The organism is Bdellovibrio bacteriovorus HD100, assembly GCF_000196175.1.
Lineage (GTDB): Bacteria > Bdellovibrionota > Bdellovibrionia > Bdellovibrionales > Bdellovibrionaceae > Bdellovibrio > Bdellovibrio bacteriovorus.
This window is the reverse complement of record NC_005363.1, coordinates 1,964,570-1,988,688: the sequence shown is the minus strand read 5'-3', so window position 1 is coordinate 1,988,688 and position 24,119 is coordinate 1,964,570. Positions and strand designations below refer to the sequence as shown.

The following is a 24,119-nucleotide window of genomic DNA, read 5'->3' as shown; positions in this document are numbered from 1 at the left end:
TTTATTGAAACAAAAAGGGGGCTAAGATATGAAATTGTCATGTCTTTTGTTCATCTACACGTCCACTCAGAATATTCCCTTTTGGAAGCCGCATGCCGGGTTAAAGCCATTGCCAAAAAAGCAGCGGCCATGCAGATGCCCGCGGTGGCCCTTACTGACAACGGCAACATGTTCGGTGCTGTTGAATTTTTCTTTGCCTGTAAGGATAACAACGTAAAACCAATTCTGGGTTTGGATGCGTACATCGCGCCAGGTTCTCGTCTTGAAAAAAAGCAGGATCGTGATCAGGTCAACACCGGGCCACGCCGCTTGGTGTTTCTGGCGCAGAACAATGATGGTTATCGTAATCTGTGTAAACTTTCTTCCATCGGCTACCAAGAGGGCTTTTACTGGAAGCCTCGTATCGATTACGAAGTCATTCAGCAGTACAACGAAAATCTGATCTGTTTGACGGGCGGCTTGCGCGGTGAAGTTGCAGAGTCCTTCCTGCGTGAAGGTCCGGATGCGGCGTTGGCGAAAATTCGTCAGCTGAAAGAAATCTTCAACGATCGTCTGTATCTTGAAATGTGCCGCACCGGTGTTGCGGAATGGGATCGTCTGAATCCATTCCTGCTGGAAGCTTCCAAGATCACCGGAGTTCCTGTCGTGGCGTCCAATGACGTGCACTACATGACTCAGGATGATCAGATGGCTCAGGAAGTTTTGATCTGTATCGGGTCGAATAAAACTTTAAGTGACGAATCCCGTTTCCGTCTGGGCACGGATGAGTTTTATTTAAAAAAGCCAGAGCAGATGACCGAGCTTTTTGCTGATGTGCCGGAAGCAATCGCCAACACTCTGCAAATCGCTGAACGCTGCGATGTTAAATTCAAGCTGAAAGATGATCAGGGAAAACCGATCTATCACCTTCCAACATTCCCGACAGACGATGGTTTGTCGTTGAAGGAAGACATCGCCCGCAAAGCCAAAGCAGGCCTTTTGGTGCGCTTTGAAGAGGCCGCCGCGCGTGGCGAGATGATACCGGAAGACAAAATTCCAGAGTACGACAAGCGTCTGGAATATGAGTTGGGTATTATCGATCGTATGGGTTTTAACGGTTACTTCCTGATCGTCCAAGACTTCATCAACTGGGCGAAGGTGAATGACATTCCGGTGGGGCCGGGGCGGGGTTCCGGTGCCGGCTCTCTGGTTGCTTATGTTTTGCGTATTACGGATTTGGATCCGCTTCCTAATTTCCTTCTGTTTGAGCGTTTCCTGAATCCAGAACGTATCTCGATGCCCGACTTCGATATCGACTTCTGTCAGGATCGTCGCCAGGAGGTGATTCAGTATGTAACCCGCAAGTATGGTCAGGAGTCTGTTTCCCAGATCATCACTTACGGTAAGTTGCAGGCCCGTGCCGCGATCAAGGACGTGGGACGCGTTCTGGGGATGACCTTCCCGGAAGTCGATGCCGTGACAAAACTGATTCCGGAAAAACTTGGCATCAATCTCAAAGAGGCCATGGAAATGGAACCTCGTATTGGCGAGATGATGGAGATGAATCCAACAGTGAACACACTGATGGATCTGGCGCAGCGGGTGGAGGGGATGGTTCGCCATGCTGGTATCCACGCCGCCGGGGTTATCATCGCCGACGGACAGCTGGTTCGTCATGCTCCGCTCTATAAGGGTGCTGACGGCGAGCAGGTTGTTCAGTACGACATGAAGCACGCCGAAAAAATCGGTCTGATCAAGTTTGACTTCCTGGGTCTGAAGACCCTGACCCATATCAATCATGCTTTGAAGCTGATTTTGAAAAACCGTGGCAAAAAAATCCAGTCACAGATGATTCCAATGACGGATGCGGCGACCTTCGAAATGATGTCCCGCGGGGATACCGCCGGGGTGTTCCAGTTTGAGGGTGAGGGCATCACCGATGCCACCCGTAAAATCCGTCCTTCTTCGTTTGCCGATGTTACTGCGATCACGTCGTTGTACCGACCGGGTCCAATGGCGAACATTCCGGACTTTACCGATCGTAAACACGGTAAGGCGCCGGTGGAATACCTTTTGGAAGACACCCGTGAAGTTCTGTCCGAGACCTACGGGATCATGGTCTATCAGGAACAGGTTATGGGTATCGCCTCGCGCATTGCCGGATACTCTCTGGGTGAAGCGGATATGCTTCGTCGTGCGATGGGTAAGAAGATCAAAGAGGAGATGGATCAGCACCGCGAACGCTTCATGAAAGGGGCGATTGAACGCGGGCATGATAAACAACGTTCATCAGATCTGTTTGATCTGATGTACAAGTTCGCCGATTACGGTTTCAATAAATCCCACGCCGCTGCGTACTCGGTCGTCACCATTCAGACGGCCTGGCTGAAATGTCATTACCCGGCGGAATTCTTCGCCGCTCTTCTCAGTACCGAGCTTTCGGATACGGAAAAGATCGTAAAATACTCCAAGGATGCCACCAAGCGTGGTCTGACCGTGCGTTCGCCAAGCGTGAACTTCTCGGATTATCTGTTTGATGTTCATGGCGATGAAATTTACTTCGGCCTGGGGGCGATCAAGGGCGTGGGGCAGAATGCGGTCGAGGCCATCATTGAGGCCCGCAATAATCTGCCCGAGAAAAAATTCAACTCTTTGGATGAATTCTTTAATTCCATCGACACCCGTCGTGTGAATAAAAAAGTGATCGAGTGTCTGATCAAGGCCGGGGCTTTTGATGGTTTCGGGGCGCACCGTGCGCAGTTGGTTGCCGGCTATCAGAAATATCTGGATCGTGCCATCGGTCTGCAAAAAGACCGTGAAATGGGGCAGTCTTCGTTGTTTGACCTGGGACCATCGACGGAAACCAAAGTGACTTTGGAAGAAGTAAAACCCTGGGCACGAACGGCGTCTTTGACTTACGAAAAGGAAGTTCTGGGCTTTTACCTGAGTGATCACCCCTTGAAGGGGTTTGACACGCTTTCCGAGCTTTGGACAACGTGCAAAGTGATTGATCTGCCGGCGCAGATGCCGGCTCCGGGCAGTCCTGAGGCGGAAGCTCTGAAGGCGGCCAAAAAAGACTGGAAGAACCGTGATGCGGGTAAAAAACGTGTCGTGGTGGCGGGGCTAATCACAGAGCTTCGTGAGCTGATCACTAAAAAGGGAACTCGCATGGCGTTCGGCAAGGTCGAGGACCTGACGGGCAGCTGCGAGCTGGTGATCTTCCCGGATTCCTATGCGCGATTTGAAGCCCAGTTGCGCGATGAAAGGCCGGTCCTGGTCGGGGGTGGTCTGGAAGTGGAGGAAGGATCCGCCAAAATCATGGTTGATACGGTCTCTCCATTGGAAGATATCCTTAAAAAAACCAAGCGAATGGTCTTAAGATTGGATAAGATTAATCCTGATGATTACCCTCGTTTGCAGTCTTTGATGAAGGACTATCCGGGAGCAACCTCGGTCAGTCTGGAAATCGAGTTGGGCGAGCTCAACCGTCGTGTCCTGATGGAGATGGAAGAGGCGCAGGGGATCAATGTGAACAATGAATTCTTTGAAGGTGTTCATTCCCTGTTTGGAAGAACGGACTTTATCGAGTTGAGGAGCTAGGAATGCGTTTAGTAAGTGTGGTTGCAGCAGCGTTGATGATGATCTTGAATGGCACCGCCCTGGCCCAGCAGGCAGAACTGGTGGATCGCACCTATTCCGGGGTTTCCAAAGAAACCAATCCGCAGGTGGCGAAAAGAGTCATTCAGGATGAGGCCTCCCAGAAAGTCTCTGAAGAAATCATTCAGGAGCTGATCGGTAACGACCGCTTCCTGAAAAATAAAACCCTGATCCAGAATAAAATCATCCGCAACTCCGCACGCTACATCCCGTTTACAAAACCATCGGCGCTGACTCAAAACGCCGATGAGTTCAAGATGTCCGTGGCGATGAAAGTGTCATTGAAGGATCTGAAGCAGATGCTTCAGGATAATTCTCTTTTGAATGAAAATGAGGCGGTGCCAGTGGTGCTTCCGCTGGTCAGCTGGCAGGACCGTGTTGAAGGTCGCAGTTATCGCTGGTGGTTGCCGCTGGACAAGAATCCTCAGGGGTTTCTAGTCAAGGAAGGCCGCCTGCTGGAAGAAGCCCTGCGCGGGGCTTTCCAGAAAAATAATTTTTATCTGATCAAACCGATTGAAGCGGGGCTGGCGGCCAGTGTCCCGGCGGACTTCCAGAATGAAAAAATTGGTGGCGAGGACGCTCAGTTCTTTGCGCAGTACTTTAATGCCCCGGTCGTGGTTGATGGACAAGTCAACCTGACCAAAGGGGAGCGCAACAACTTCCGCATTGAAATCAAAATGACGGCTTTGCAGGTCAGTAACGGCCGTGCCATTGCCGACGTCTCCCGGCGCTTTGATACGGACAGTGGTTCCTTCGAAAATGCCATTGATAAAAAACTGCGTGAAGTTCTGGAAGGCACGGCCAATGACCTGGCCGTACAGGTGATGGACGCCTGGCAAAGAGGTTCTCTGGGAACTTCCATGATCCGCCTGACCATTCAGGGGCGTCAGCCGCTGCCGGTTCTGGAGGGCATGAAAGAAAAAATCCGTTCGCAGCTGACTCAGGTGAAAAACATCCGTGAGCGTCTGGTCAGTGCTGACAGCGTCAGTTTTGAGGTCGACACCTCGGTGCCGGCTTCCGAACTGGTGGGCAAGCTTGAGTCTTTGGATCTCGACGGGAAAAGGCTTTCCCGTGTGTCTGAAGGACAAAATGAGATTGTTTTGAAGTGGGCTCAGTAGGAAAGGACTCCTGGTGAAAAAGTTATTTTGTCTGGCAATTGTTTTCTGTGTGACTGCGTGTGCAACTCTGGATCGCAGTGCAAATCCGACCACACGCCGGGAAATCAAGGACGTGAACTATGAGGCGCGCAAGGATGATTCCGCCCCTCGTAAGCGTATGATGGTTCTGCCGTTCCTGGATGCTGGCGACAAACGCCCGCAGGAGCTGCGTGATCAGGCTCGTGCGGCCTTCATAGCGGATTTAAACCGCACCGGCGAAGTCATCGCCCTGGACAGCCGTGAGCTGAAAGTGGATCTGGCCAAGATGATCGAGAACGGTCAGTACAAGTTGTCCGAAGTTGCCAAAGCGGCGCAGGCTCTGGGTGTGAACACTGTTCTTGAAGGAAAGATCATCGACATTCGTATCAAGCGCAAAGCTGACAATGTGGGCGTGGTTCGTCATTTGACCACGGCATTTGAAGTGGTGGCCCAAGTGCGTGTGGTGACGGGACGTGCGGGGCGCGAAGTGTTTAACACGGTAAAAACAGTCACCGTGGAAGAACAGGGTGTGCGTGTTGCGGAAAGGGTCGAAACCGACAAGTTCCTGGCTAACAACCCGGACATGATCACGGTGCTGGTGAAAGATGCTTTCCTCGACTTCACGCCACAGGTGCTGGCCTCTTTGGATAAAGTCACCTGGGAAGGTCGTATCGCAGCGATCAATGGCGACAGGATTTATCTGAACGTTGGCAGAATTTCGGGTTTGCAAGTCGGTGATCTTTTGAAAGTCACCGAAGACGGTGATGATGTGTATGATCCGGAAAGTGGGGGCCATATTGGTCGTGTTCCAGGCAGACTCAAAGGAACACTCGAGGTTATCAGTTACTTTGGTAACGATGGATCTATTGCGGTGATTCATTCTGGCTCTGGATTCAGAGAGAATGATCGCATTGAACTGTACTAGTGTCGCGGATATTTGCGGAACATCAGTGTTCCGCTCTTATGTATAAACACATTCTATTTTCTTTTATTAACAGGTCGCAATTCTAAATTGCTTGTTTGGAGCCCATACCCGCATCAGATATACTCGCTGTGTGGGCACAAATACGTTTTGTTTTTTTATCAGCGCTTTTATTTTCTCTTTTTCTTCACACGCTTCAACGACGTGGAATGTTCCTGCTTTGTACTGGAGTATGAAGATTGAAGGCCAGGTCGCCATGCGAAAAGGCTTCGAAGAAGAGATTGAAAAATTCAACAAATCCAACTCTGAAAAAATCAAAGTAATACCTTATGTGGCTGGTGAAGGACGCAAAGGGATCCTGAATCAGACAACCCAGCTGGATGAGGCCCTTAAAAAAAATCCAAATGTGATTGTGATTCAACCCACAGACAATTCGGCTCTGGCTCGTGGTCTGCAAGAGGCCAACTCCAAGGGCATTCCAGTGATCGCGTATGATCAGTATATCGTAAACGGAAACCTGGCTTCGTTTTTAACCAGCGACAACTATCAGGGTGGCCGCGACAATGGCGACTATATCGAAAAAGTCTTTGATAAAGGCAGCACAATTCGTATTGTGGTCTTCGAATACCCGCAGGTGTCTTCGACGATGGACCGGGTTGACGGGTTCTTTGATTCTCTTCGCGAACACAATCGTAATTTCAAAGTTCTGAAGCGCTATCAGGCCGTGGATCCGGCATCGGGTGAGGTCGCAGTAAAGCAGTTCCTGAAGGATTTCCCGGAAAAAGGAAGTGTGGATCTGATTTTGACTGTCAATGACGGGGGCGGCATCACGATCGTGAAGACCCTTTGGGAAAAAAAGCGCACCGAGATTCGTCATGCCACTTTTGACGGCGATCCTGAGTCGGTTGAAAATATCAAAAACAAAAGACTGACGATCATCGATTCTGCCCAGTTTTGTGCAGAGTTGGGGCGTGAGACCGCGCGAAGTTTGATTGCTTATCTTAAAAAAGAAAAAGTTCCGTCCAAAAAACTTGTGCCCACATTTCCAGTGACAGCCCAGTCCGTGAAGGACTATCCGGGTTGGATGGGGCGTCCTTCGTCAAAATATGTGACAGTGACGCCGGAAAAAACTCCGGTCCGGGTGAAAACCACTTCGATTCCGACATCGTCGTCCAACCGGGTGATTGTGAAGATCGGCGTGGCTCCGTTGTGCCCATATTTGTGCGAAAAAGGTCCTGGTGTGTGGGGTGGATATATCTATGATATTCTGAAAGACATCGCCCAAAAGCAGGGGTTTATCCTGCAGATGGAAAGTATCGCCAACACCCGTCTGGTTTCCAACCTTCTGTCGCGCAAGGTGAATTACATTATCGTACCGTCTTATATGGTTCGCTATCTTTCGAACATCCGCGTCGTGGGGCCGGATTTGGGGATGAGTTATCTGGGGGCCTTGGTGCCTCTGAACTATAAAGACTCTCTGATTGACAGTGAATCCATTGCCACTAAAAAAATCGTCTATGCTGATGTGGGGAGTGAAGGCAGTGCGGAAGTGTTTTCCACTTCCGGAGGATCCCGGGTGATCAAACTGACGGGGTCAGATGTGGCCGATCGAATGATCAAGATGATCAATGATCGTCGCGTGGATCTGGCGCTGGGGGACTATAATCTGCTCAGCTATTCCATGGGTCGCAAGGCCGGTGTGAATCTGAAACTGGTGCCTACGTCGTTGACCGGATTCAGCTCCTTGGTTCTGGTGAGTGTGCCTAAAGAGCCCGAGTTTGGTTCTGTTCCCCAGCACCTTCAGAACTGGTTCCTGCAGGCCCGGCAAAGTGGTGAATTGGACAATATTTTGAACAAGTATAATCTGAAAGACTGGCACCTGATGTCTCAGGACTAGCTTTTCCAGACTTCAGCGGTCAGTTCAAAAGAGCGCAGGCGATCAGCGTGATCGTACATATCAGACAAAATCATCACCTCATCAGCCCCGGTGCGCTGGATAAATCGCTCCAGGCCGGCTTTGACTTCGTCTTTGTCGCCGATGATGGCGTTGCTTAATTTGCTTAAGACAATTTCTTTTTCCCCTGGTCGCCAGATCTGCTCCATACTGCTTACTGGGGGCAGCAGATTCACGCGCTGATTGCGAATAATTCCCAAAAATCGCAGATACAAGGTGGTAGCCAGGCGCTGGGCTTTTTCACTGGTGTCGGCGGCGACAACCTGCAAGCCCACCATCACATAAGGTTTCTTTAAATACCGTGAAGCCTGGAAACCCGAGCGGTAGACATGAATCGCCTCTTCCATTTGTTCCGGGGCGAAGTGGTCGGCAAAGGAATAAGGAAGCCCCATGACTGCCGCCAGTTGAGCACTGTAAAGGCTGGACCCTAACAGCCACACCGGAACTTCGGTTCCCATTGCCGGGATGGCGCGCACACGTTCATGTCCATGGCTTTTTGCGAAGTATCCGATCAGCTCGCGCACATTTTCCGGGAAGTCGTTTTCATTTCCCTGCATATCGCGCCGTAAAGCGTGCATGGTCAGACGATCCGTGCCGGGGGCACGTCCCAACCCCAGGTCAATGCGACCCGGGTATAAATGCGCAAGCGTGCCGAACTGTTCGGCGATGACCAGCGGCGCATGATTCGGCAGCATCACGCCGCCAGAGCCCACGCGGATGGTTTTGGTCCCGCCTGCCACATACCCAATCAGCACAGAGGTCGCAGAACTGGCGATACCATCCAGGTTGTGATGTTCGGCCAGCCAATAGCGGTTGTATCCCCACTTTTCTGTGTGCTGAGCCAGATCCAGAGTGTTGTGAAAAGAGTCCGCGACGGATTTACCGTCGATGATGGGCGCAAGGTCCAGGACAGAGAGCTGAATTTCAGAAAGCTTTTTAGTATCAGACATAGGCACATTATAGTCCTGTCTGTCCGAAACAACAACTCGTATCCGCAATAAAAAAAGGGACTGATTTCTCAGTCCCTTTTTCGTGGTCCGAAGTAAAAACCTGAATTACAGGCTTTCAGATCTTCTCATAACCAAATAAGCCACTTCCTGATCGGAAAGCTCAGCGGAAGCTTCCACTTGCGCACGCGCCAGGAAATCACGCTCATAGTTCATGGCCTGCGCCAATGCCGGAGTCGGCTCGCCACCTTCAGCAAGGAAGGTGGCCGCGTCCTGATCTGCGTGCAGATAAACTGCCTGAGAATGGTTGGCTGTGATGTCGCTCAGGAATAGAGCCGATGTGGAAAGCAGCAAGCCTGCCAGGACTCCATCACCGAAATCGCTGTGACCATGATGACCACCGTGGCCACGGCCGTGCTCGGGGCGCGGTCTGTGGTGAGGGCGAGCCATTGCGGATTCCATGCCGATACCCATGATCAACAAAGAGACCAGTACTAGTTTTTTCATTAAAACCTCCTGCGGTTTGTTAGTAGTTCTAGGTTCTGTTTAATTCCAACAAGTTCCTGGTCGATGCCCGGGAACTTTTTCATTACCAATTCTTTGTAAGCGCCACCCCATTTGATGCCATCTTGCAGGCGCAAGATGACTTCTTCATCAGAAACCACTTCCGCCGCTACGGGGACTCCGTAACCCCCTATCGCCAGCTTCCATGGCAGTCGGTTTTGTGAGGCTTGGTTGATGCCGGCAATGATCTGCACAAACGCAGCTTCGCGGTTGTCGCCTTGAAGCAGGCGGGCGATCAGTTTTCCCTGCAGTCCTTGCTGTACCAGATTGGCGTATTTTTCCAGGATGTAGGCGTTGCCGATATCTTCGAAGGTCTCAAGAGTTTGATAGACTTTGTTGCGCTCTAAGGATTTGGAATGCTCTGCCCACTCGGACAAATCACGATAGCCCAGGAAGAACGGACGCATGTGATTAAAGGCCCTGTCCAGGGATTCTTTCTGGCTTGGGAAAAAGTAGCCTTTGCGTTTGGCGTCCTTTTCGTCATTCAAAAGACTTTCATCCACCAGATTGTGCAATTTCAGATTGCGATACACGCCCAGAGGACTTGCCGCAAACGTATCCTGATACGAATGATTTTTCGGTAAAGCCGAACGCATCAACTGGTCTGTTTCGGATGCGCAGTTGTTGGAAAGGAATTTGTAGTCTCCGGCATAGCTCCAGTAATGTTCCAGGGCGCTTTCCACCAGAATTTTCTTTTCTGTGGCAGATATCTTCAGCGGCAGACTGATCAGATCACGCCATTGACCGCGGGTGTATTCATCAATCACTTCACTCATGGCAAAGGTCATGATCTGGGAAGGATATTTTCCAGTCAGACCGTCCCAGTAATTCACAATCACATCATCAATGTTGGCGCGATAGCTTAACACCACATGGAAAGCCACATCCGCCAGACACTCGGGTCCCACAGTTTTTCGTGTGGGGGCGCACACCACCAGGCGCAGCATCGAATGTCCCCAGCGGCTCATCATTTCTTCACCTTTCGAGGCAAAAAGGAAATGCACTTCGTAAACTTTGGCCGGATCGATGTCGATCTTCCATGCGCCGGTGCTGGTGTAAAGATGAGTGACGGAGGCGCAGCTGTCGGCTGTAAACGGGACAAAACCTGTCAGGCGCTGGAAGTAAGTGTGGAAAGAAGGTTTACGGCATTGATAGCTGGGATCCGTCAAAAATTGGGTGAAGTTGTAAGCAAAGTGTTCGTCCGGCGAATCCAGCTCGTTGATATTTCCCACACGCACAGGCAGTTCGTTTTTGCTTTGAATGCGGTTCCCCTTAAAGTCAGAAAGATTCTTGTAAGACGGGGATCCGGAAACGCGGTAAGAGCTTTTCAGATAGTATTGGCAGATCGGAGCCAGATTGCCGTTCTGGCGATCGGTGTCATGCTGAAATTCACAACTGGAGAGCGCGGCCTTGTCGGTGGCATTGTCCCAGTGTTTGTCCGAGCGGTCATACAGGCGGGAAATTTCAAAGATCAATGCACGAGCTGCGATGTTATGAATGCTGTTGTTTCCGCAGGGGGATTTGGATCCGTTCAAGTATGGCAAAAGTCCTTTGTGCAAATAGATGCGCTTGCGGAATTTCAGAACGCTGCTTTTAACCAGATCTTTATAGTTCACATCCTTGCTGCAAAGATCCCCAGGCAGCGCGCCCATGTCTTTAAAGTCCACTGTCTGCGGCCCCACGAACTTGATCACTTGTGGTGGCAGACGCATTTCCGTTTTTGAAAGGAACTCCCGGATCAGTGTCGTATTGACCTCGGAGTCGGCGTTCAATGACGCAGCACTCGAGCAGATCGTTGCGAAAAACACTAGGCCCAGAGCTGTAATAGATCTGTATTTCATATGAATACCATTCCTTAAAGTCCACGGAAGTGGGCTGGTCGCACAATGACTCCAAAAAACACAAGCAGTGTCCTTAGAGCAAAGGGGGTGCCAAGGGGTGGTAACAAAAGTTTTGTAAATTATGGAATTACTAAGAGGAAATGATAGGTGATTTGCGGTGCAGGGCGTAGAGAGAGAGTCCTACGGACTGCTGAGTTTGCTCAAGCTTTAAGGTTCTGAATCAGTGTCTTTCCCAAAGTCTTGAAGCTTTTCATTTCACCGCGAATGCGCGCCACCTGCAGGCCTCCTTGAATGCTGGCTTGAATCAGATCAGCGGTTTCTTCCACAGGCAGATTTTTTCGGAAAGTTTTTTCCTGAATGCCTTGTTTGAGAGTGCGAACCAGCCAGGCTTTTTGTCCCAGATGAAACTGCAGCAGTTTTTTCTTCATCGGATTTGAAACGCTGCCAAAGTCCGCGCACAAAACGCCTCCGGGACAGATTTTGTGATCGGCCCCGATTTTGACAAACATCTGGATCAGTTGTTCCATTTTTTCTTCTGCAGAGAGATGCTCTCTTTTTACGGCCCAGTCGGCATAAGACTTTTGGTATTCCTCAATCAGGGCCATGCCCAGGTCTTCTTTTGAGGCGAAATAGTAATGCAGACTGGCTTTGCGGATCCCCAGGGCATCGGCGACTGTTTGAAAGCTGAAGCCATTAAAGCCCAGGGTTTGCAGATAATGGCGTCCCAGGTCCAGGGCGCGAGTTCTAGTGTCCATACTCTATTCCTTTTCAGCCCTTGCATTCGGGCTCCAACAGGGATATTATCTACCTATCAGTAGGTAGGTATCAAGCAGAATAACTGCAGGTAACCAGAATAGGTACCAGAACAGGACAGGTAGATATGAGCAACCGTAAAACCATGAGACCCGTCGCCATCCTGGCCGGCTCCAGAACTCCGTTCACAAAATCCTTCACGAATTATTCACGCACCTCCAATCGTGAGCTGATGACAGCCACCGTGCGTGATCTGGTCGACAAGACCCAGCTTCGCGGGGCCCTTCTGGGGGATGTGTCTTTGGGGGCGGTGATGAAAAACGCCTCGGACTGGAATCTGGCCAGGGAAACGGTTTTGGGGGCAGGACTTGACCCGCACACGCCGGGTTATGACGTACAACGCGCTTGCGGCACGGGTCTTGAGACGGTCGCACAAATTGCTTTGAAGATCGCCTCGGGCCAGATCGAAAGCGGAATCGGTGGCGGGACTGATACCAACAGTGATATCGCCGGTGTTTTACCGCATGAATTTTCCTGGATCATGATGGAAGCACAAAAAGAAAAGACTCTGGGCGGCCGTCTGAAAAAGTTCGCCGAACTAAAACTTCAGTATCTAAAGCCACGTTTCCCGAACGTGCAGGAGCCACGCACTGGCAAGTCCATGGGTGATCACACTGAGATGATGGTGAAAGACTGGATGATCACGCGCGAGGCGCAGGATGAACTGGCGTATCACAGTCATCAGAATGCCGCCAAAGCTTATGCCGAAGGTTTCTATAAAGACTTGGTGTTTGATTTCAAAGGTCTGAAACAGGACATCTTTGTTCGTCCGGACACGACCCTGGAAAAATTGGCAAAGCTGAAGCCGGCCTTTGATTTCAATGGCACCGGCACATTGACCGCGGGAAACAGCACTCCACTGACGGATGGTGCGTCCGCAGTTTTGTTGGGCAGTGAAGAGTTTGCCAAAGAGAAAAACCTTCCCGTGCTGGCCTACTTTGTCGATGCAGATTATGCTGCGGTGGACTTTGTAAAAGGCGAAGGTCTTTTGATGGCGCCGACTCGCGCAGTGGCGAATCTGCTTCGTCGTAACAATCTGACTTTGCAGGATTTTGATTTCTATGAAATTCACGAAGCTTTTGCTGGTCAGGTTCTTTGCACTTTGAAAGCCTGGGAAGACGAAGAATACTGCCGCACGCAACTGGGCTGGAGCAAAGCACTGGGTTCCATTGATCGTTCTAAAATGAACGTCAAAGGCGGAAGTCTGGCTTTGGGACATCCATTTGCGGCAACCGGCGGAAGAATCGTAGCCAGTCTTGCCAAGATGCTGGCGCAAAAAGGTTCCGGCCGTGGCTTGATCTCCATCTGTACCGCGGGTGGTATGGGTGTGGCTGCGATCATTGAAAGATAGTAATTGTTTCTCTTTCGGGCAGGACCTCCCACTGCCCGGACCACCTTTATTAAAATCTCCTAACTCGATCTTTCCGACAGCTTTGTCTATATTCCCTGGCCTTCACACAATGCAGGAGAAATATATGATGAATCTGTCCCTTTTTATTCTGATCAGTTTACTTTCCGCGGCTGCGTTTGCAGACACCACCATGATCTGTCGTATGGGTGATATTGCCGATATGGATATTCGCGTGGAATCCCTTGAGGGGCGGAATGAGCGTCTGACGGTGACGGTTTATTCAATGGACGGCGAAAGCAAAACATCCTACACGAATTCATCATTTGATAATTCTTCTTTAAGTCAGTCTTTGACAGCAGGGCATTTGGATGCGTTGGTGTCAGTCAGTGATTTACAGGACACTTTCGGTGGCGCTTATCTGGAGGCGGGTCGTCTGGTGATGAAACATAACAAGTCTGAAGATCGTTATGATGTTCAGTTCGCGGCAAAGGATGTGATCTTCACCGCGTCCTGTAGGTAGGATTACTTGATCGCTGCGCCCAGGCCGTATTTGCTTGGCGACTGGGCGTAAGCAGCTTCGGCTTCCGGCAGCCAGCTTTTCAGATTGTTCTTACGGGTCTGATCAGACGGGTGCGTGGAAATAAACTCCGGTGGGGCCGCGCCTTGTTTGGCGGCGTTCATGCGATCCCACAGCACTAAAGATTCTTTCGGGTCGTACCCGGCCTTGGCCATATAGATCTGACCTTTTTTATCTGCAGATGTTTCATCCCCGCGGCTGAACTTTCTTTCCAGGAATGTCAGGGCAAAACCTGCCGCGACTCCGCCCAGGGCGCTCCATTTACGGCACTCTTCGGTTTTACACAGCAACTGTCCACCCACGACGGTGGCGCCCGCAATCAGGATCCCCGCATAACTTTGTTGTTTTGCGCGAATATAACCTTCCATCCCGTGGCGCAAAGTTGCGTGAGCCACTTCATGACCCATCACCGCCGCCAGTGCCCCTTCGGTTTTCAGCACGGGCATGATGCCGGTATAAACAGCCATCTTTCCGCCAGGCATGCACCAAGCGTTGACCTCGGGGCTGTCGATCAAAACGACTTCCCACTGGAAGTTTTCACCAGAGGCCTTGGCGATACGATCGGCCACACGCTGAACCATCGCGGTCCATTCTTTGTTGGTGGAGATTTTGGATTTGGCTTTGATTTCAGCATAGGCCTTCGCGGCTTCGGCGTTGATATCCGACTCGTTCACTTTCGGTGCCAGAGTGGAGCAACTGATAAGCATGGAAGTCATTAGCAGGGCGATAAGTCTCAATGTTTTCATGAAACTAAGATAGCGCAGGAAACTTGCAAAAATCAATCTGCCGCCGCAAAGGCTTTTGTTTGTTGAAACGCTTTGTGATCTGACTTGGATTTGCTTGAAAACAGAAAGGGAAAATTGGTGCGAATAACTGGACTTGAACCAGTGACCTCTTCCATGTCAAGGAAGCGCGCTACCAACTACGCTATATCCGCACGTGTGGTATAAAGAGATAAAAATGTATCCCAAGAAGTGGGGTCCAGCAATCATGGATGCGGGGGGTCAGGGGTCCCGTTTTAAGGAAAGCAGGTTTAAACTGGGGATCTTCCAGCTAAGGAGTTCTTTTATGATCGATTTTTACACCGCTTCCACCCCCAACGGCCGAAAGGTGACCATCATCTTGGAAGAGCTGGGTCTTCCCTACAACCTGCACAAGGTGAACCTGAAAGATCTGGAGCAGAAAAAGCCTGAGTTCCTGGCAATGAACCCCAACGGGAAGATTCCGACAATCATCGACAACAAGGGGCCGGAAGGTAAAACCACGGTTTTTGAAAGTGGTGCTATTCTTTATTATCTGGCTGAAAAACACGGACAGTTTTTGGGCGAGTCTCTGCCGGAAAAGACCCGCACCATGCAATGGGTGATGTTTCAGATGTCGGCCATCGGTCCCATCTTTGGCAATTACTACTATGGGCTGAACACGCTGACTCCACCCAATCCCGGTTTTATTGAGCGTTTTGAAAAAGAGGCGCGCCGCCTGGTGGGAGTTATGGAAATCCAGCTTTCCGGGAACAAATATCTGTCCGGCGAGGGGTACACCATTGCCGACATGGTGACCTATCCTTGGGTGGCAGGCTTTATTCACGCCCAGCCGGGCTGGTTTGAAGACAAGCCGGCAGTTAAGCGCTGGGCCGAGCTGGTGGGAGCGCGCCCTGCAGTCCAAAAGGCCATGGCCTAAGGGGCTTTTTTCACGCAACTGTTTGCTGCATTGTGGGCTTTCTTGAAGTGGATTAAAAATCGATCCATCAAGGAGGCCTTTGTGCTTAAAATGATCCCTGTTCTGTCTTTGTTACTGGGCTCTCAAGCCCTGGCCCATGTGTCCCTGGAAAACCCTCAAGCCGCTGCTGGCAGCTATTACAAGGCTGTTGTGCGCGTTCCTCATGGCTGTGATGCCACAGCCACCACGTCTCTGACGGTGCATTTGCCCAAGGGCTTCACCACGCCTAAACCCATGCCGAAACCAGGCTGGGATGTGGCGGTGGAAACCGACAATAACGGTGTTGCCACGGCAGTGAAATTTAGCGGCGGAAATCTGCCGGATGCGTTTTACGATGAATTTGTGATTCGTGCAAAAATCACAGCCCCGGCGAATTCAATCTTGTATTTCAAAGTGTCGCAGGTCTGTGAAAAAGGTCAGATTGACTGGTTTGATATCCCGGCGCCAGGCCAGGACGAACACGAACTGGCTGCTCCGGCGGCAAGCTTGAAAGTCACTGCAGGAGCCTCGGGCCACTAGGTCTTGAGGTTCTTAAAGTCCCACAAATCCTGATCCATCAGCTGACTTGGTTTGATATTCGTCATGGAAGTCTGGATGGAGGCATAGATGTTCGGGATCTCTTTTTCGAGGTCTCGAACAAGCTTCTTGATACGCTGACGTTTCAGTCCGTCCTGGGATCCGCACAGATTGCACGGGATCACCGGGAAGGCCCATTCGGCGGCCAGCTCTTCGATATCTCTTTCAGAAACATAGCACAGCGGGCGGACCAGAATGTTGCGTTCGTCGTCAGATTTCAGTTTTGGTGGCATGGCCGCCGTGGTGCCGACATAGAACATGTTCAGCAAGGCCGTGTGAACGACGTCATCGCGGTGATGACCCAGCGCCAGTTTGGTAAAGCCGTTGGCGTGCGCAAAATCATAAAGAATCGCACGGCGCAGACGCGAGCAAAGGGAGCAGAACGTTCCGCCCTGAACTTTTTCTTTCACGATGGAATAAGTGTCTTTTTCAACGATATGAAAAGGCACGCCCAGGCTTTCCACCCAAACTTTGAATTTGGACACATCAAAGCCGGGTTGTTTTTGATCCAGGATGGCAGCTTCGATTTGGAATTTGCGCTCAGAGCGTCTTTGGATTTCGGTCAGCAGGGCCAGCAATACACTGGAATCTTTGCCGCCGGAAACGCAGACCATGACCTTGTCGCCGTCTTCAATCATGTTGAAGTCGTTCAAGGCCTGCACGATCTGTTTGCGGATTTTTACCGCCAGGGGAAGTTCAAAATTAACGGCTGATTTCATGGCCTTGGTTTGTATCCGAAAGCTCAACCACTTGTCGAGCTAATTTGATGCCCTGAGCCTTCAGCGCCTCAATCCCACGCACATAAACCTTGTCGCCAATGTTAAATTGAGAGCCGTAGTTATCAATGAAGTAGATGATTTTGACTTCCACCCAGTGTTCGTTGGTGTCACTGACATAGGCCCAAGGTGCCGGAATGCCTCGGATTTCGCCGACTCCAGCAACGGTGCGCTCCAGAATCTGTTTGGCCAGTTCAATATTCTGCCCAAATGCCAGGCGGAAGATCTGGCGACGGACGATAGGGTTGTCCGGCGGGGAGAAGTTTGAAATCTGAGCATTGGCCATAAAACGGTTCGGGAAGGTGATCAGCTCATCTGAAAAACCCACCAGCGTGGTGGAGCGCCAGGTGATCTCGCGCACCTGGCCGGTGGCTTTCTGAATACCGCTCGTGATTTCCAGCCAGTCGCCGATTTCAAAGTTGCGATCCAGCTGCAAAGAAATACCCGCAAACAGATTTCCCAAAGTGTCCTGCAGCGCCAGACCCAGAATCACCGAGGCCGCCGCCGACGTCGCCAGCAGCGGTCCGACCTCCAGGCCAAACACATGAGTGATGCCCCAGAACACCAAAACGATCGACAGGATCAGAGAGAAAATGTTCACCAGAAGCAGCGGAACACCGTGCTTCATCGACCCCAGGAACAGGTACTGCAGGACGATCAGACGGGATGTTTTCACAAACACCACGTTCCCCCAAATAAAAGTCAGGAAGGCGACATAAGGGATGAACTTGGCAAAACGTCCGATCTGGGGTTCCGAGGTCTGCATGAAAATAAAGAGCAAAAACAAAAAGGCCAAAATCACATAGTGGCGAAGCAACGTGCGGAAATGATTGCGGATGCTGCGATGTCTTTCATCGGAAGCTTCCTTCAGGAAGAACTTATAAAAGATCCAGGTGATGGCAATCAGCGCCCCCAAAAGTATGAAAGGCTCAAGTTCAAGGAGTCCATAGAGTGCCTGAATTTTGATAAACTTTTCTGCCATGCTGATATGTCCTTCGTGAACTTTGATTATAGTGACTAATTTTTAGTCTAGTCGAGTCTAAAATTCATTCCGAGTGTAATCTGTCCAAGTCAGCCTGCCGATAAGTTCCCTATGAAAACACATGGAATGGTTTTGATCTTAGGGATGATGATGACGGCCTGCGCACCGCAAGGGTATGAGGCCATGAACAATATCGCTTCGCAGGTGGGGAATGACATTGCCTGCAAAGACAACAAGCTCGAGATGAAGCTCTGGGACGGTCTGAAGGCCTATCTGATTGAGCAAAAAGAGATCCCGGCTTCCGAAACACTGAAGCAGGCCATGCGCGATCAGGTGCAAAAGCTGGCTGCTGAAAACCCAGGCATGACAAGTGAAGATCAGGCAAAGCTGCAAGCCCAGCTGGACAAGCTGGTTGTATCCTTGCTTGAGGAAGCTCCCAAGGGTGAGCGTGTAGAGACACCGGAACAGCTTTTGATGCTTCTGTCGGCGATTGACGTTGGGGACCGTTCCACGGTCTTCAGAAGCTACATGCAGGATAAAGTGCGTGGCAATTTCACTCAGCTTTCAAAAACAGTGGAAAGCTTTGAGTTGAATTGTCCGTCCGGCGACAACTCCACAGCAGGCACAGACGCGGGATCTGATTCCGGCAGCACTGACGCCGGTACGGGTTCAGGTGGCAGCAATGTCGTAGAGCCGACTCCGGAGCCAAACCGTGATTACGAATATCATAAAGCCCAGGCCTTGAGTGCCGGGGAGCCTTTGGCTGTATTCGGCGCCCGTTGGGCCTTTGCGACTTCTTATCAGACCTGTCAAAGCGTGGCTTTGCCGGATCTGAATGCGCAGACGCCCACGATCTCTGGTATCTCTATCGTGGGCAAGCACTCCGACGGTGTCGGCAGCAAGCGAGAGATCGCGAGCCTTTCCAAGGTTCAGGCGACTCATCCTTATATCAAGGGTGTGTCAGGATATGGTGAAGGTTGTTTTGCGGTTAAATCAAATCCTTTGATTTACGATTACGGCGGTAAGCCTTACGGCACAACTGCCGCCGATTCTCCGATCGATATGTTCAAGAACAACGGTGATGGCACCAAGGTTCTGGGCATTGACTGTTCTGGCTACGTTTACACCTCCATGGCGACCGCGGGTCTTCGTTTGAAGGCGGGTCGGGCGCTGAAGGCTTCAGACTCCTGGGCGTGGGGCTCCAGTTCTTATGTTGAGCCTCAGAACAACGGACTGACTTGTTTGAGCAAGATCTCTGTGACACCTTCGACATCCCTGAAAGCCGGTGACATCGTGGCAGTTTATGGTCACGTTCTATTGATCGATAAAGCGGGTTCTGATCCATTCGGTATTGCTTCGGCAAAAACCGAAAGTGATTGCTCGAAAATCAAATCCAGCGGTTTTGATTTTACTGTCGCGCAGAGCTCTCCGAACGTGGGTGGCGTGGGTATCAATTTCTTTGATGCTCGTGTGTACCTGCCAACCAGTGCGAAAATGCAGACGGGTCTGGAAAAGTACGCTTACTATGCGTGTCTGGCGAAGGTGAACAACAAGACCTACACTCCGAACGTGGGTACGTTGTCAGTGATTCGCCACAAGGGCACTGCGGACTGTATGGCTCCACGAGTGAAAATGGCCCGTGAAGCTTGTATATCTTCTTGCTCTTCACTTCGCAGATAGTCCCGGGCGATGCTGCTTCAGCTTTCGGCCCGACCGGGCCTGCTGCTCTGCCGGCTGGCGCCAATGAATAACTTTTTGACAGAGTGACAATAGGGGTCTCCGTGAAAATCACGGGGACCTTTTTATTTGGTTTTTACGACTGAAAAGTCATTACAAAAAAATATCTTTTAGGGGTGGATGTGAACGGGTGCTGAGTGTGATATAACTCTCGTCATGAAAAAGACATTGCTTCCCCTTATTGCTCTAAGTCTGTTTGCTACAAACTCTTTTGCTGCCGGTTCCAAGGCTCTGGATAAGTCTTTCCGCTATTGCCAAGACATTTCCCAGGTTGACAAACTTCTGGATCGCAGCCGTGAAAGCGTGGACCGTCTTCAGGCTGAAGAGTTGAAGGTGGAAAGAATTGTGGTCTCTAAAGACCGTAAAGAGCTTTATCTGATCTCTGGCGAGACTCTGTTGAAAGTGTACCCGGTGGCCTTCGGCAGAAACCCTGTCGGTCACAAACAGTTCGAGGGTGACAACAAGACGCCGGAAGGTTTGTACTCTATCGACTATAAAAATCCTCAAAGTCAGTACACAAAAGCTCTGCATGTTTCCTATCCGAACAAAGCGGATGTGGAGTTTGCAAAAGCGCAGGGAAAATCCGCGGGTGGCGATATTATGATCCACGGTCTGCCTTCGGAAGAGCGCAAGGGCCAGGCGGTGGGTTTGATCCATCCAATGAACTGGACCCAAGGGTGTGTGGCCGTGACCAATCCGGAGATCGAAGAGATTTATTCTCTTGTCAAAGAAAAGACTTTGATTGAAATCTGCAAAATGTCCGGCAACTAAATTTCAAATATTTCGGTACGTTTCAAAGAAAAAGCCACCTGATAAGGGTGGCTTTTTTATTTCTGCTTCAGCTTACGTTCCGGTCGGGGCTGAGCAAGCTTTTTTGTAGTGTTTCAGTAAGGCCGTGTCGACCAGGCTTCGTTCGTATTCATCCACGATAAAGACACCGATAGCGTCGTTCGCGTTCTTCACCCGAGGCAGCCCTCGCACGATGTCGGGTGCATAGAAGTCGTTCTCGCGTCCATCAAAAACCACGATCTGATCCCGGAGAGGCTGATTGGAATCATAGACGCGGATTTCGATCCGGCCGTTGCTTTTAATTTCAAAGGACTTGGCCACCACAATGTGCTGGGCGGTGCGGGTGGGGCGTAACAAAAGCAAAGTCAGACGGTGGGATTCAAGGTTTCTTAAAAGCACATCACGGGTCTGGCGGTTCTTGCGACCACTGCGGGCGTCATCACCAATCACGAATTTCAGGTTTTTTGCAAACTCATGAAAGCGCTCTTTTTGATAGTGTTCAATTTCATGCTTCCAGGCGCGGTACATTGTTTTGCCGTTTGAAAAATTCTGGGAAAACCCGTACTGCATCTGCGACCACAACGGCGTATTAGTGCGCCACTGGGAATCTTTTTGGCTGAAAACTTTAAATTCACTCAATGCCGTTTCTTTCAGTCCGCTGCCTGAAGCGTACGGACGACTGCCGCGCACCATATCCAGGATTTCAGTTGTCTGCTGAGGCGTTGGATCGCTGTGCTGATTCCAGCGCGACAGATAAAAGAACAGACGCTGCGTGCGCGACAAGGACCAGCACGCCGCCAGATCATACAGCCCGGCTGAAAACGGCCAGTTCACTGACAGAGTGTGATAGCTGCTGCCTAAAGACTCGGGGCGGATGCGTCGATAGATTTCATCGGTCGAAATCCGGTCACAGGCCAGATTTTCCACCAGGGAGTCCGAGATTTTCCCGGTCGGGGCGGCAAAGCTGTGGGTTGATAAAAGGGACACCAATAAAATGAGGATTTGTTTTGCTGTTTTTGTCATAACTAAGGTCCAGAGACCGCAAGAATTGATGCCCCGTCAAGTTGCTATCGTTTAACATACTTGAGGAGGTTTCATGGGGGAAGAACAGCTAAAAAGGCCAACGGGAATGTACCTGATGGCGATTCTTTTTATTCTGGCTCCATTGGGTAATCTTCTGATCAGTTTTGTAAGCTCTGAATATGTTAATTCACAAAGCGGTTTTGTCTCTTTCGCGCAATCAGTTTCAAATTTGGATTGGATGTGGCTGGGGCTTTTGCTTCTGACCGGGGTTTTGCTTTTGCGCGCTCATAAGGCGACATGGACTTTGGCTATCGGCACGTTGATGCTGGTGCTGTTCATCAACTTGTACCGCTGGGGTAATGGCGAGTTTTCCGACAGTGGTCTGCTGGTTCACGGACAGCTTTTCATGTCGTGCCTGATCACGGCCTTTGTTTTGTTATTGGCGTTTTATTTCCGCTTTCCATATCTGGACCGCCGTGCGCAGTGGTTGTTTCCGGCGGCGTCCCGCTATGATTTTCGTACTCCGGTAAATGTGGTGGCTCAGGATATCTTTGATGGTGTCACAGAATCGATTTCTGTCAGTGGCGCGCGCGTGCGCCTGCAGCGGGATCTTGAGGGGTCCCAAGGGTTGCGTTTCGTGGATGTGATTTTCCCGGACATTCGTAATATGAAGGTCAAAAGTCGAGTCGTGGAATATCGCGATAACGTGCTTCGCCTGAAGTTTAAAGAACTTACAGAGCGGGACCGGTTATATTTGCAGGACTGGTTGCGGTCTCAGATTGAGACAAACGGGGAAAAGTTAAGTTAAGTCCGGGTTCTTTTTAAGTTTTTTAGAATGTGTACCGAAAAGACTCAAAAGCATGAGGTCGTTATGAGATGGAAGTTGAATCCGAAGTCATTGATGAAAAGTCTTGCAGCCAGCGCATCGGCATTCACGATGTGTATGGCGCCAGTCGCCCAGGGGGCGGCGGCACAGGATCAGAAGAAGCTGATCAATCAATACCTGAAAGAAACAGGGCTCACGACAAAGAAAATGACCGTCGGTGAATTCTACCGCATGGTTCGCCACGTTTATCCGCACAAACTGCAAAAGCAGATGGATCAATGGGTTGAACTGAATCGTCATGAAATGATGCCTGCTGTGGAAGCGTCCACTTACAAAGGCTCTGACGGAAAAGAACAAGTGCGTTTGACTTTGACTCATGCTGGTCAGACCTCCACTTTGACTTTCACGGGCGATGAAGAAAATCCACTGAAAGTAAACGGCGTCAACTTCAAGCGTAAAGAGCTGATGAACTATAACAACTTCAATGCGATCGCCGGAAAAATGGCGAAGCTGGATCCTGTTGTGGGCAAGGCTCTGAAAAAAGGCAAACAAAAACCTCTGAGCAAAAACTTTGTACTGACCTACAAAGAATACACGCGTCTGACTCCACGTCAGAAAGCGGAGTACTTCGTGCGCATGCGTGCGGCTTTGGAGTCCGCTCAGAAAGTTTATACTAAAATATACGGCACTCAGGCGTTGAATGAAATCAACAAACGTCACGAGTGGGCGGCCTCATTCCTGTTCGGGGAAGAAGCTCAGGCGGCAAGCCTGACGGGTAAACCTTGTATCGTGGCCGGTTATCTGTCGATCTACGGTGAAAACGGCTCCTGCGGCGGCAGCAAGCAGGGTGCGATCGATTTGAAAAACAAAATGGAAGTTAACAGCGCCACTTGTTTGAACAATGGTGTTTCCTGTAACCCGATGGTTTACGGCTTCAGTGCCAACGGCGCACCTCACTGCGTGTCCCGCTCTGAAGTGAAATATGCAACCCGCGTTTGTAATGGTAAATCCCCGTTGCGCACAGGTGATGCGAAATCCGAAGGCGAGGACAAGAAGCGTATCATCGAATCTTACCTGAAAAAAGTGAAAGGCCAGGATATCAATCTGGTGTTGAACGAAGAAGGCAAGATTTCTCAGGAGCAGTATGATCAAATTTCCTCTTACCTGGGGGATCTGCAAAACTTCATCAACTCTGCCGTAGCAGAGTGTGGTCAGGCGCCACTTCAAAAAATTGCGCAACAGCGTGATGATCAAATGTCCGCTTGTAACGAGATCAAAACCCGTGCGTTCTCCCTGCAGTCCTTCGTGGTGTCTCCAGAGCCTCCGCATCCTCCAGGTCCGATTGCTGGTGGCGATTGTTCTGTTGAAAAACCAGGTTCCGTACCAGGCGAAGGCGGCAAAGGCTGCGTATGTCCTGAGGGAACTAAAGAAAGTGAACCAAGTGAAAGTGAATCCCGTCCAAGCTGTCTGGTGATCGAAGCCGGTGGCGAGGGGGATCTGCCAGGTGGTAAAACAGAAGTCGGCAAAGACGACAGCTGTGGCTTCTGGTGCCGTAATAAAAACTGGATCATCCCAGTCGGTATCGGTTTGCTGGCCCTGGGTGCTTTCTGGTGGTTGTTCAGCAAGAAATCAAAATCTGACTCCAAGTCTCCAGAGTATGTGCCACCAGCACCGGCTCCGGAACCAGAGCCAACGGCAACAACGACGGTGACGACACCTCCGGTGGTTGATCCTCCACCAACGGCTCCGTGCCCGGCTCCGAACCAGTTGATCAACAACGTGTGTGTGCCGGTCGTGGTGGTGCCTCCGCCGACCCCGGATTCCGAGGGCGGAACAACTACTGACACTTCCATCCGTGCGGGTGGGGTTCGTTAGGAAACTTAAAAAGTGAATATCGACAAGCATCAAGAGAAAAACATTCCACAGCGGGCTCCCCAGAAAAGGGAAGCC

General features: G+C 50.6%; 20 protein-coding genes and 1 tRNA gene. 12 read left to right on the top strand and 9 right to left on the bottom strand.

Annotated features, from left to right (window positions below):
• Window positions 1-39 precede the first annotated feature (39 nt).
• From dnaE to BD_RS09475, 4 genes are all read left to right on the top strand, one after another.
• Window positions 40-3,579, top strand: coding sequence for a DNA polymerase III subunit alpha (gene dnaE / locus BD_RS09490; protein WP_011164525.1), 3,540 nt, complete (start codon window positions 40-42; stop codon window positions 3,577-3,579).
• Between the two features lie 2 nt (window positions 3,580-3,581).
• Complete coding sequence (locus BD_RS09485; RefSeq protein WP_011164524.1) at window positions 3,582-4,754, top strand: hypothetical protein; 1,173 nt, start codon at window positions 3,582-3,584, stop codon at window positions 4,752-4,754.
• A gap of 13 nt (window positions 4,755-4,767) precedes the next feature.
• Window positions 4,768-5,697, top strand: a complete 930-nt coding sequence (locus BD_RS09480) for a hypothetical protein (RefSeq protein ID WP_011164523.1) — start codon at window positions 4,768-4,770, stop codon at window positions 5,695-5,697.
• Between the two features lie 229 nt (window positions 5,698-5,926).
• On the top strand, window positions 5,927-7,591 hold the full coding sequence (locus BD_RS09475; RefSeq protein WP_157865688.1) for a substrate-binding domain-containing protein: 1,665 nt from the start codon (window positions 5,927-5,929) through the stop codon (window positions 7,589-7,591).
• Here the strand turns inward: BD_RS09475 and BD_RS09470 are convergent.
• From BD_RS09470 to BD_RS09455, 4 genes are all read right to left on the bottom strand, one after another.
• On the bottom strand, window positions 7,588-8,598 hold the full coding sequence (locus BD_RS09470) for an LLM class flavin-dependent oxidoreductase (protein ID WP_011164521.1): 1,011 nt from the start codon (window positions 8,596-8,598) through the stop codon (window positions 7,588-7,590). The genes BD_RS09475 and BD_RS09470 overlap by 4 nt on opposite strands.
• Window positions 8,599-8,703: 105 nt before the next feature.
• Window positions 8,704-9,102 (bottom strand): hypothetical protein, encoded by a 399-nt coding sequence (locus tag BD_RS09465; RefSeq protein WP_011164520.1) that lies wholly within the window; start codon window positions 9,100-9,102, stop codon window positions 8,704-8,706.
• Entirely contained in the window at window positions 9,102-11,000 is a 1,899-nt protein-coding gene (locus BD_RS09460; RefSeq protein WP_011164519.1) for a lipoprotein N-acyltransferase Lnb domain-containing protein, read from the bottom strand. The genes BD_RS09465 and BD_RS09460 overlap by 1 nt, the downstream gene beginning before the upstream one ends.
• A gap of 200 nt (window positions 11,001-11,200) precedes the next feature.
• Window positions 11,201-11,755, bottom strand: coding sequence for a TetR/AcrR family transcriptional regulator (locus BD_RS09455; RefSeq protein ID WP_011164518.1), 555 nt, complete (start codon window positions 11,753-11,755; stop codon window positions 11,201-11,203).
• Window positions 11,756-11,880: 125 nt separating this feature from the next.
• On the opposite strand from BD_RS09455, the gene BD_RS09450 reads away from it, so the two are divergent.
• Together BD_RS09450 and BD_RS09445 are read left to right on the top strand one after the other, a co-directional pair.
• Window positions 11,881-13,164, top strand: a complete 1,284-nt coding sequence (locus tag BD_RS09450; protein ID WP_011164517.1) for an acetyl-CoA C-acetyltransferase — start codon at window positions 11,881-11,883, stop codon at window positions 13,162-13,164.
• Between the two features lie 124 nt (window positions 13,165-13,288).
• A complete protein-coding gene (locus tag BD_RS09445) occupies window positions 13,289-13,684 on the top strand; it encodes a hypothetical protein (RefSeq protein ID WP_011164516.1) in 396 nt (131 codons plus the stop codon).
• 2 nt (window positions 13,685-13,686) lie between these two features.
• On the opposite strand, the gene BD_RS09440 is transcribed toward BD_RS09445, so the two are convergent.
• On the bottom strand, window positions 13,687-14,487 hold the full coding sequence (locus tag BD_RS09440; RefSeq protein WP_231839119.1) for a M48 family metallopeptidase: 801 nt from the start codon (window positions 14,485-14,487) through the stop codon (window positions 13,687-13,689).
• 115 nt (window positions 14,488-14,602) lie between these two features.
• Window positions 14,603-14,678, bottom strand: a tRNA-Val gene (locus tag BD_RS09435).
• A 131-nt stretch (window positions 14,679-14,809) separates the two neighbouring features.
• On the opposite strand from BD_RS09435, the gene BD_RS09430 reads away from it, so the two are divergent.
• Complete coding sequence (locus BD_RS09430; protein ID WP_038451872.1) at window positions 14,810-15,421, top strand: glutathione S-transferase family protein; 612 nt, start codon at window positions 14,810-14,812, stop codon at window positions 15,419-15,421.
• 81 nt (window positions 15,422-15,502) lie between these two features.
• On the top strand, window positions 15,503-15,979 hold the full coding sequence (locus BD_RS09425; RefSeq protein ID WP_011164513.1) for a YcnI family protein: 477 nt from the start codon (window positions 15,503-15,505) through the stop codon (window positions 15,977-15,979).
• On the opposite strand, the gene ttcA is transcribed toward BD_RS09425, so the two are convergent.
• Window positions 15,976-16,755 carry a tRNA 2-thiocytidine(32) synthetase TtcA gene (ttcA, locus tag BD_RS09420; RefSeq protein ID WP_011164512.1) on the bottom strand — a complete coding sequence of 260 codons (780 nt, stop codon included), beginning with the start codon at window positions 16,753-16,755 and terminating at the stop codon, window positions 15,976-15,978. The genes BD_RS09425 and ttcA overlap by 4 nt on opposite strands.
• Window positions 16,739-17,794 (bottom strand): mechanosensitive ion channel family protein, encoded by a 1,056-nt coding sequence (locus BD_RS09415; protein WP_011164511.1) that lies wholly within the window; start codon window positions 17,792-17,794, stop codon window positions 16,739-16,741. Before BD_RS09415 ends, ttcA begins: the two co-directional genes overlap by 17 nt.
• Before the next feature lie 111 nt (window positions 17,795-17,905).
• Between BD_RS09415 and BD_RS09410 the strand changes: the two genes are divergently transcribed.
• Both BD_RS09410 and BD_RS09405 read left to right on the top strand, forming a co-directional pair.
• A complete protein-coding gene (locus tag BD_RS09410) occupies window positions 17,906-19,474 on the top strand; it encodes a hypothetical protein (RefSeq protein WP_038449297.1) in 1,569 nt (522 codons plus the stop codon).
• Window positions 19,475-19,687: 213 nt separating this feature from the next.
• Entirely contained in the window at window positions 19,688-20,302 is a 615-nt protein-coding gene (locus BD_RS09405; protein ID WP_011164509.1) for a L,D-transpeptidase family protein, read from the top strand.
• 72 nt (window positions 20,303-20,374) lie between these two features.
• On the opposite strand, the gene BD_RS09400 is transcribed toward BD_RS09405, so the two are convergent.
• Window positions 20,375-21,343 (bottom strand): hypothetical protein, encoded by a 969-nt coding sequence (locus BD_RS09400; RefSeq protein ID WP_011164508.1) that lies wholly within the window; start codon window positions 21,341-21,343, stop codon window positions 20,375-20,377.
• Window positions 21,344-21,416: 73 nt separating this feature from the next.
• Between BD_RS09400 and BD_RS09395 the strand changes: the two genes are divergently transcribed.
• On the top strand, window positions 21,417-22,151 hold the full coding sequence (locus tag BD_RS09395) for a PilZ domain-containing protein (protein WP_011164507.1): 735 nt from the start codon (window positions 21,417-21,419) through the stop codon (window positions 22,149-22,151).
• Between the two features lie 63 nt (window positions 22,152-22,214).
• Window positions 22,215-24,044 carry a hypothetical protein gene (locus tag BD_RS09390; protein WP_231839118.1) on the top strand — a complete coding sequence of 610 codons (1,830 nt, stop codon included), beginning with the start codon at window positions 22,215-22,217 and terminating at the stop codon, window positions 24,042-24,044.
• The last annotated feature ends 75 nt before the right edge of the window (window positions 24,045-24,119 follow it).

Coding starts and splice junctions, on each gene's coding strand:
- dnaE (WP_011164525.1), top strand. CDS start 40: ATGTCTTTTGTTCATCTACACGTCCACTCAGAATATTCCCTTTTGGAA.
- BD_RS09485 (WP_011164524.1), top strand. CDS start 3,582: ATGCGTTTAGTAAGTGTGGTTGCAGCAGCGTTGATGATGATCTTGAAT.
- BD_RS09475 (WP_157865688.1), top strand. CDS start 5,927: ATGAAGATTGAAGGCCAGGTCGCCATGCGAAAAGGCTTCGAAGAAGAG.
- BD_RS09470 (WP_011164521.1), bottom strand. CDS start 8,598: ATGTCTGATACTAAAAAGCTTTCTGAAATTCAGCTCTCTGTCCTGGAC.
- BD_RS09465 (WP_011164520.1), bottom strand. CDS start 9,102: ATGAAAAAACTAGTACTGGTCTCTTTGTTGATCATGGGTATCGGCATG.
- BD_RS09460 (WP_011164519.1), bottom strand. CDS start 11,000: ATGAAATACAGATCTATTACAGCTCTGGGCCTAGTGTTTTTCGCAACG.
- BD_RS09455 (WP_011164518.1), bottom strand. CDS start 11,755: ATGGACACTAGAACTCGCGCCCTGGACCTGGGACGCCATTATCTGCAA.
- BD_RS09450 (WP_011164517.1), top strand. CDS start 11,881: ATGAGCAACCGTAAAACCATGAGACCCGTCGCCATCCTGGCCGGCTCC.
- BD_RS09445 (WP_011164516.1), top strand. CDS start 13,289: ATGATGAATCTGTCCCTTTTTATTCTGATCAGTTTACTTTCCGCGGCT.
- BD_RS09440 (WP_231839119.1), bottom strand. CDS start 14,487: ATGAAAACATTGAGACTTATCGCCCTGCTAATGACTTCCATGCTTATC.
- BD_RS09430 (WP_038451872.1), top strand. CDS start 14,810: ATGATCGATTTTTACACCGCTTCCACCCCCAACGGCCGAAAGGTGACC.
- ttcA (WP_011164512.1), bottom strand. CDS start 16,755: ATGAAATCAGCCGTTAATTTTGAACTTCCCCTGGCGGTAAAAATCCGC.
- BD_RS09415 (WP_011164511.1), bottom strand. CDS start 17,794: ATGGCAGAAAAGTTTATCAAAATTCAGGCACTCTATGGACTCCTTGAA.
- BD_RS09410 (WP_038449297.1), top strand. CDS start 17,906: ATGAAAACACATGGAATGGTTTTGATCTTAGGGATGATGATGACGGCC.
- BD_RS09405 (WP_011164509.1), top strand. CDS start 19,688: ATGAAAAAGACATTGCTTCCCCTTATTGCTCTAAGTCTGTTTGCTACA.
- BD_RS09400 (WP_011164508.1), bottom strand. CDS start 21,343: ATGACAAAAACAGCAAAACAAATCCTCATTTTATTGGTGTCCCTTTTA.
- BD_RS09395 (WP_011164507.1), top strand. CDS start 21,417: ATGGGGGAAGAACAGCTAAAAAGGCCAACGGGAATGTACCTGATGGCG.
- BD_RS09390 (WP_231839118.1), top strand. CDS start 22,215: ATGAGATGGAAGTTGAATCCGAAGTCATTGATGAAAAGTCTTGCAGCC.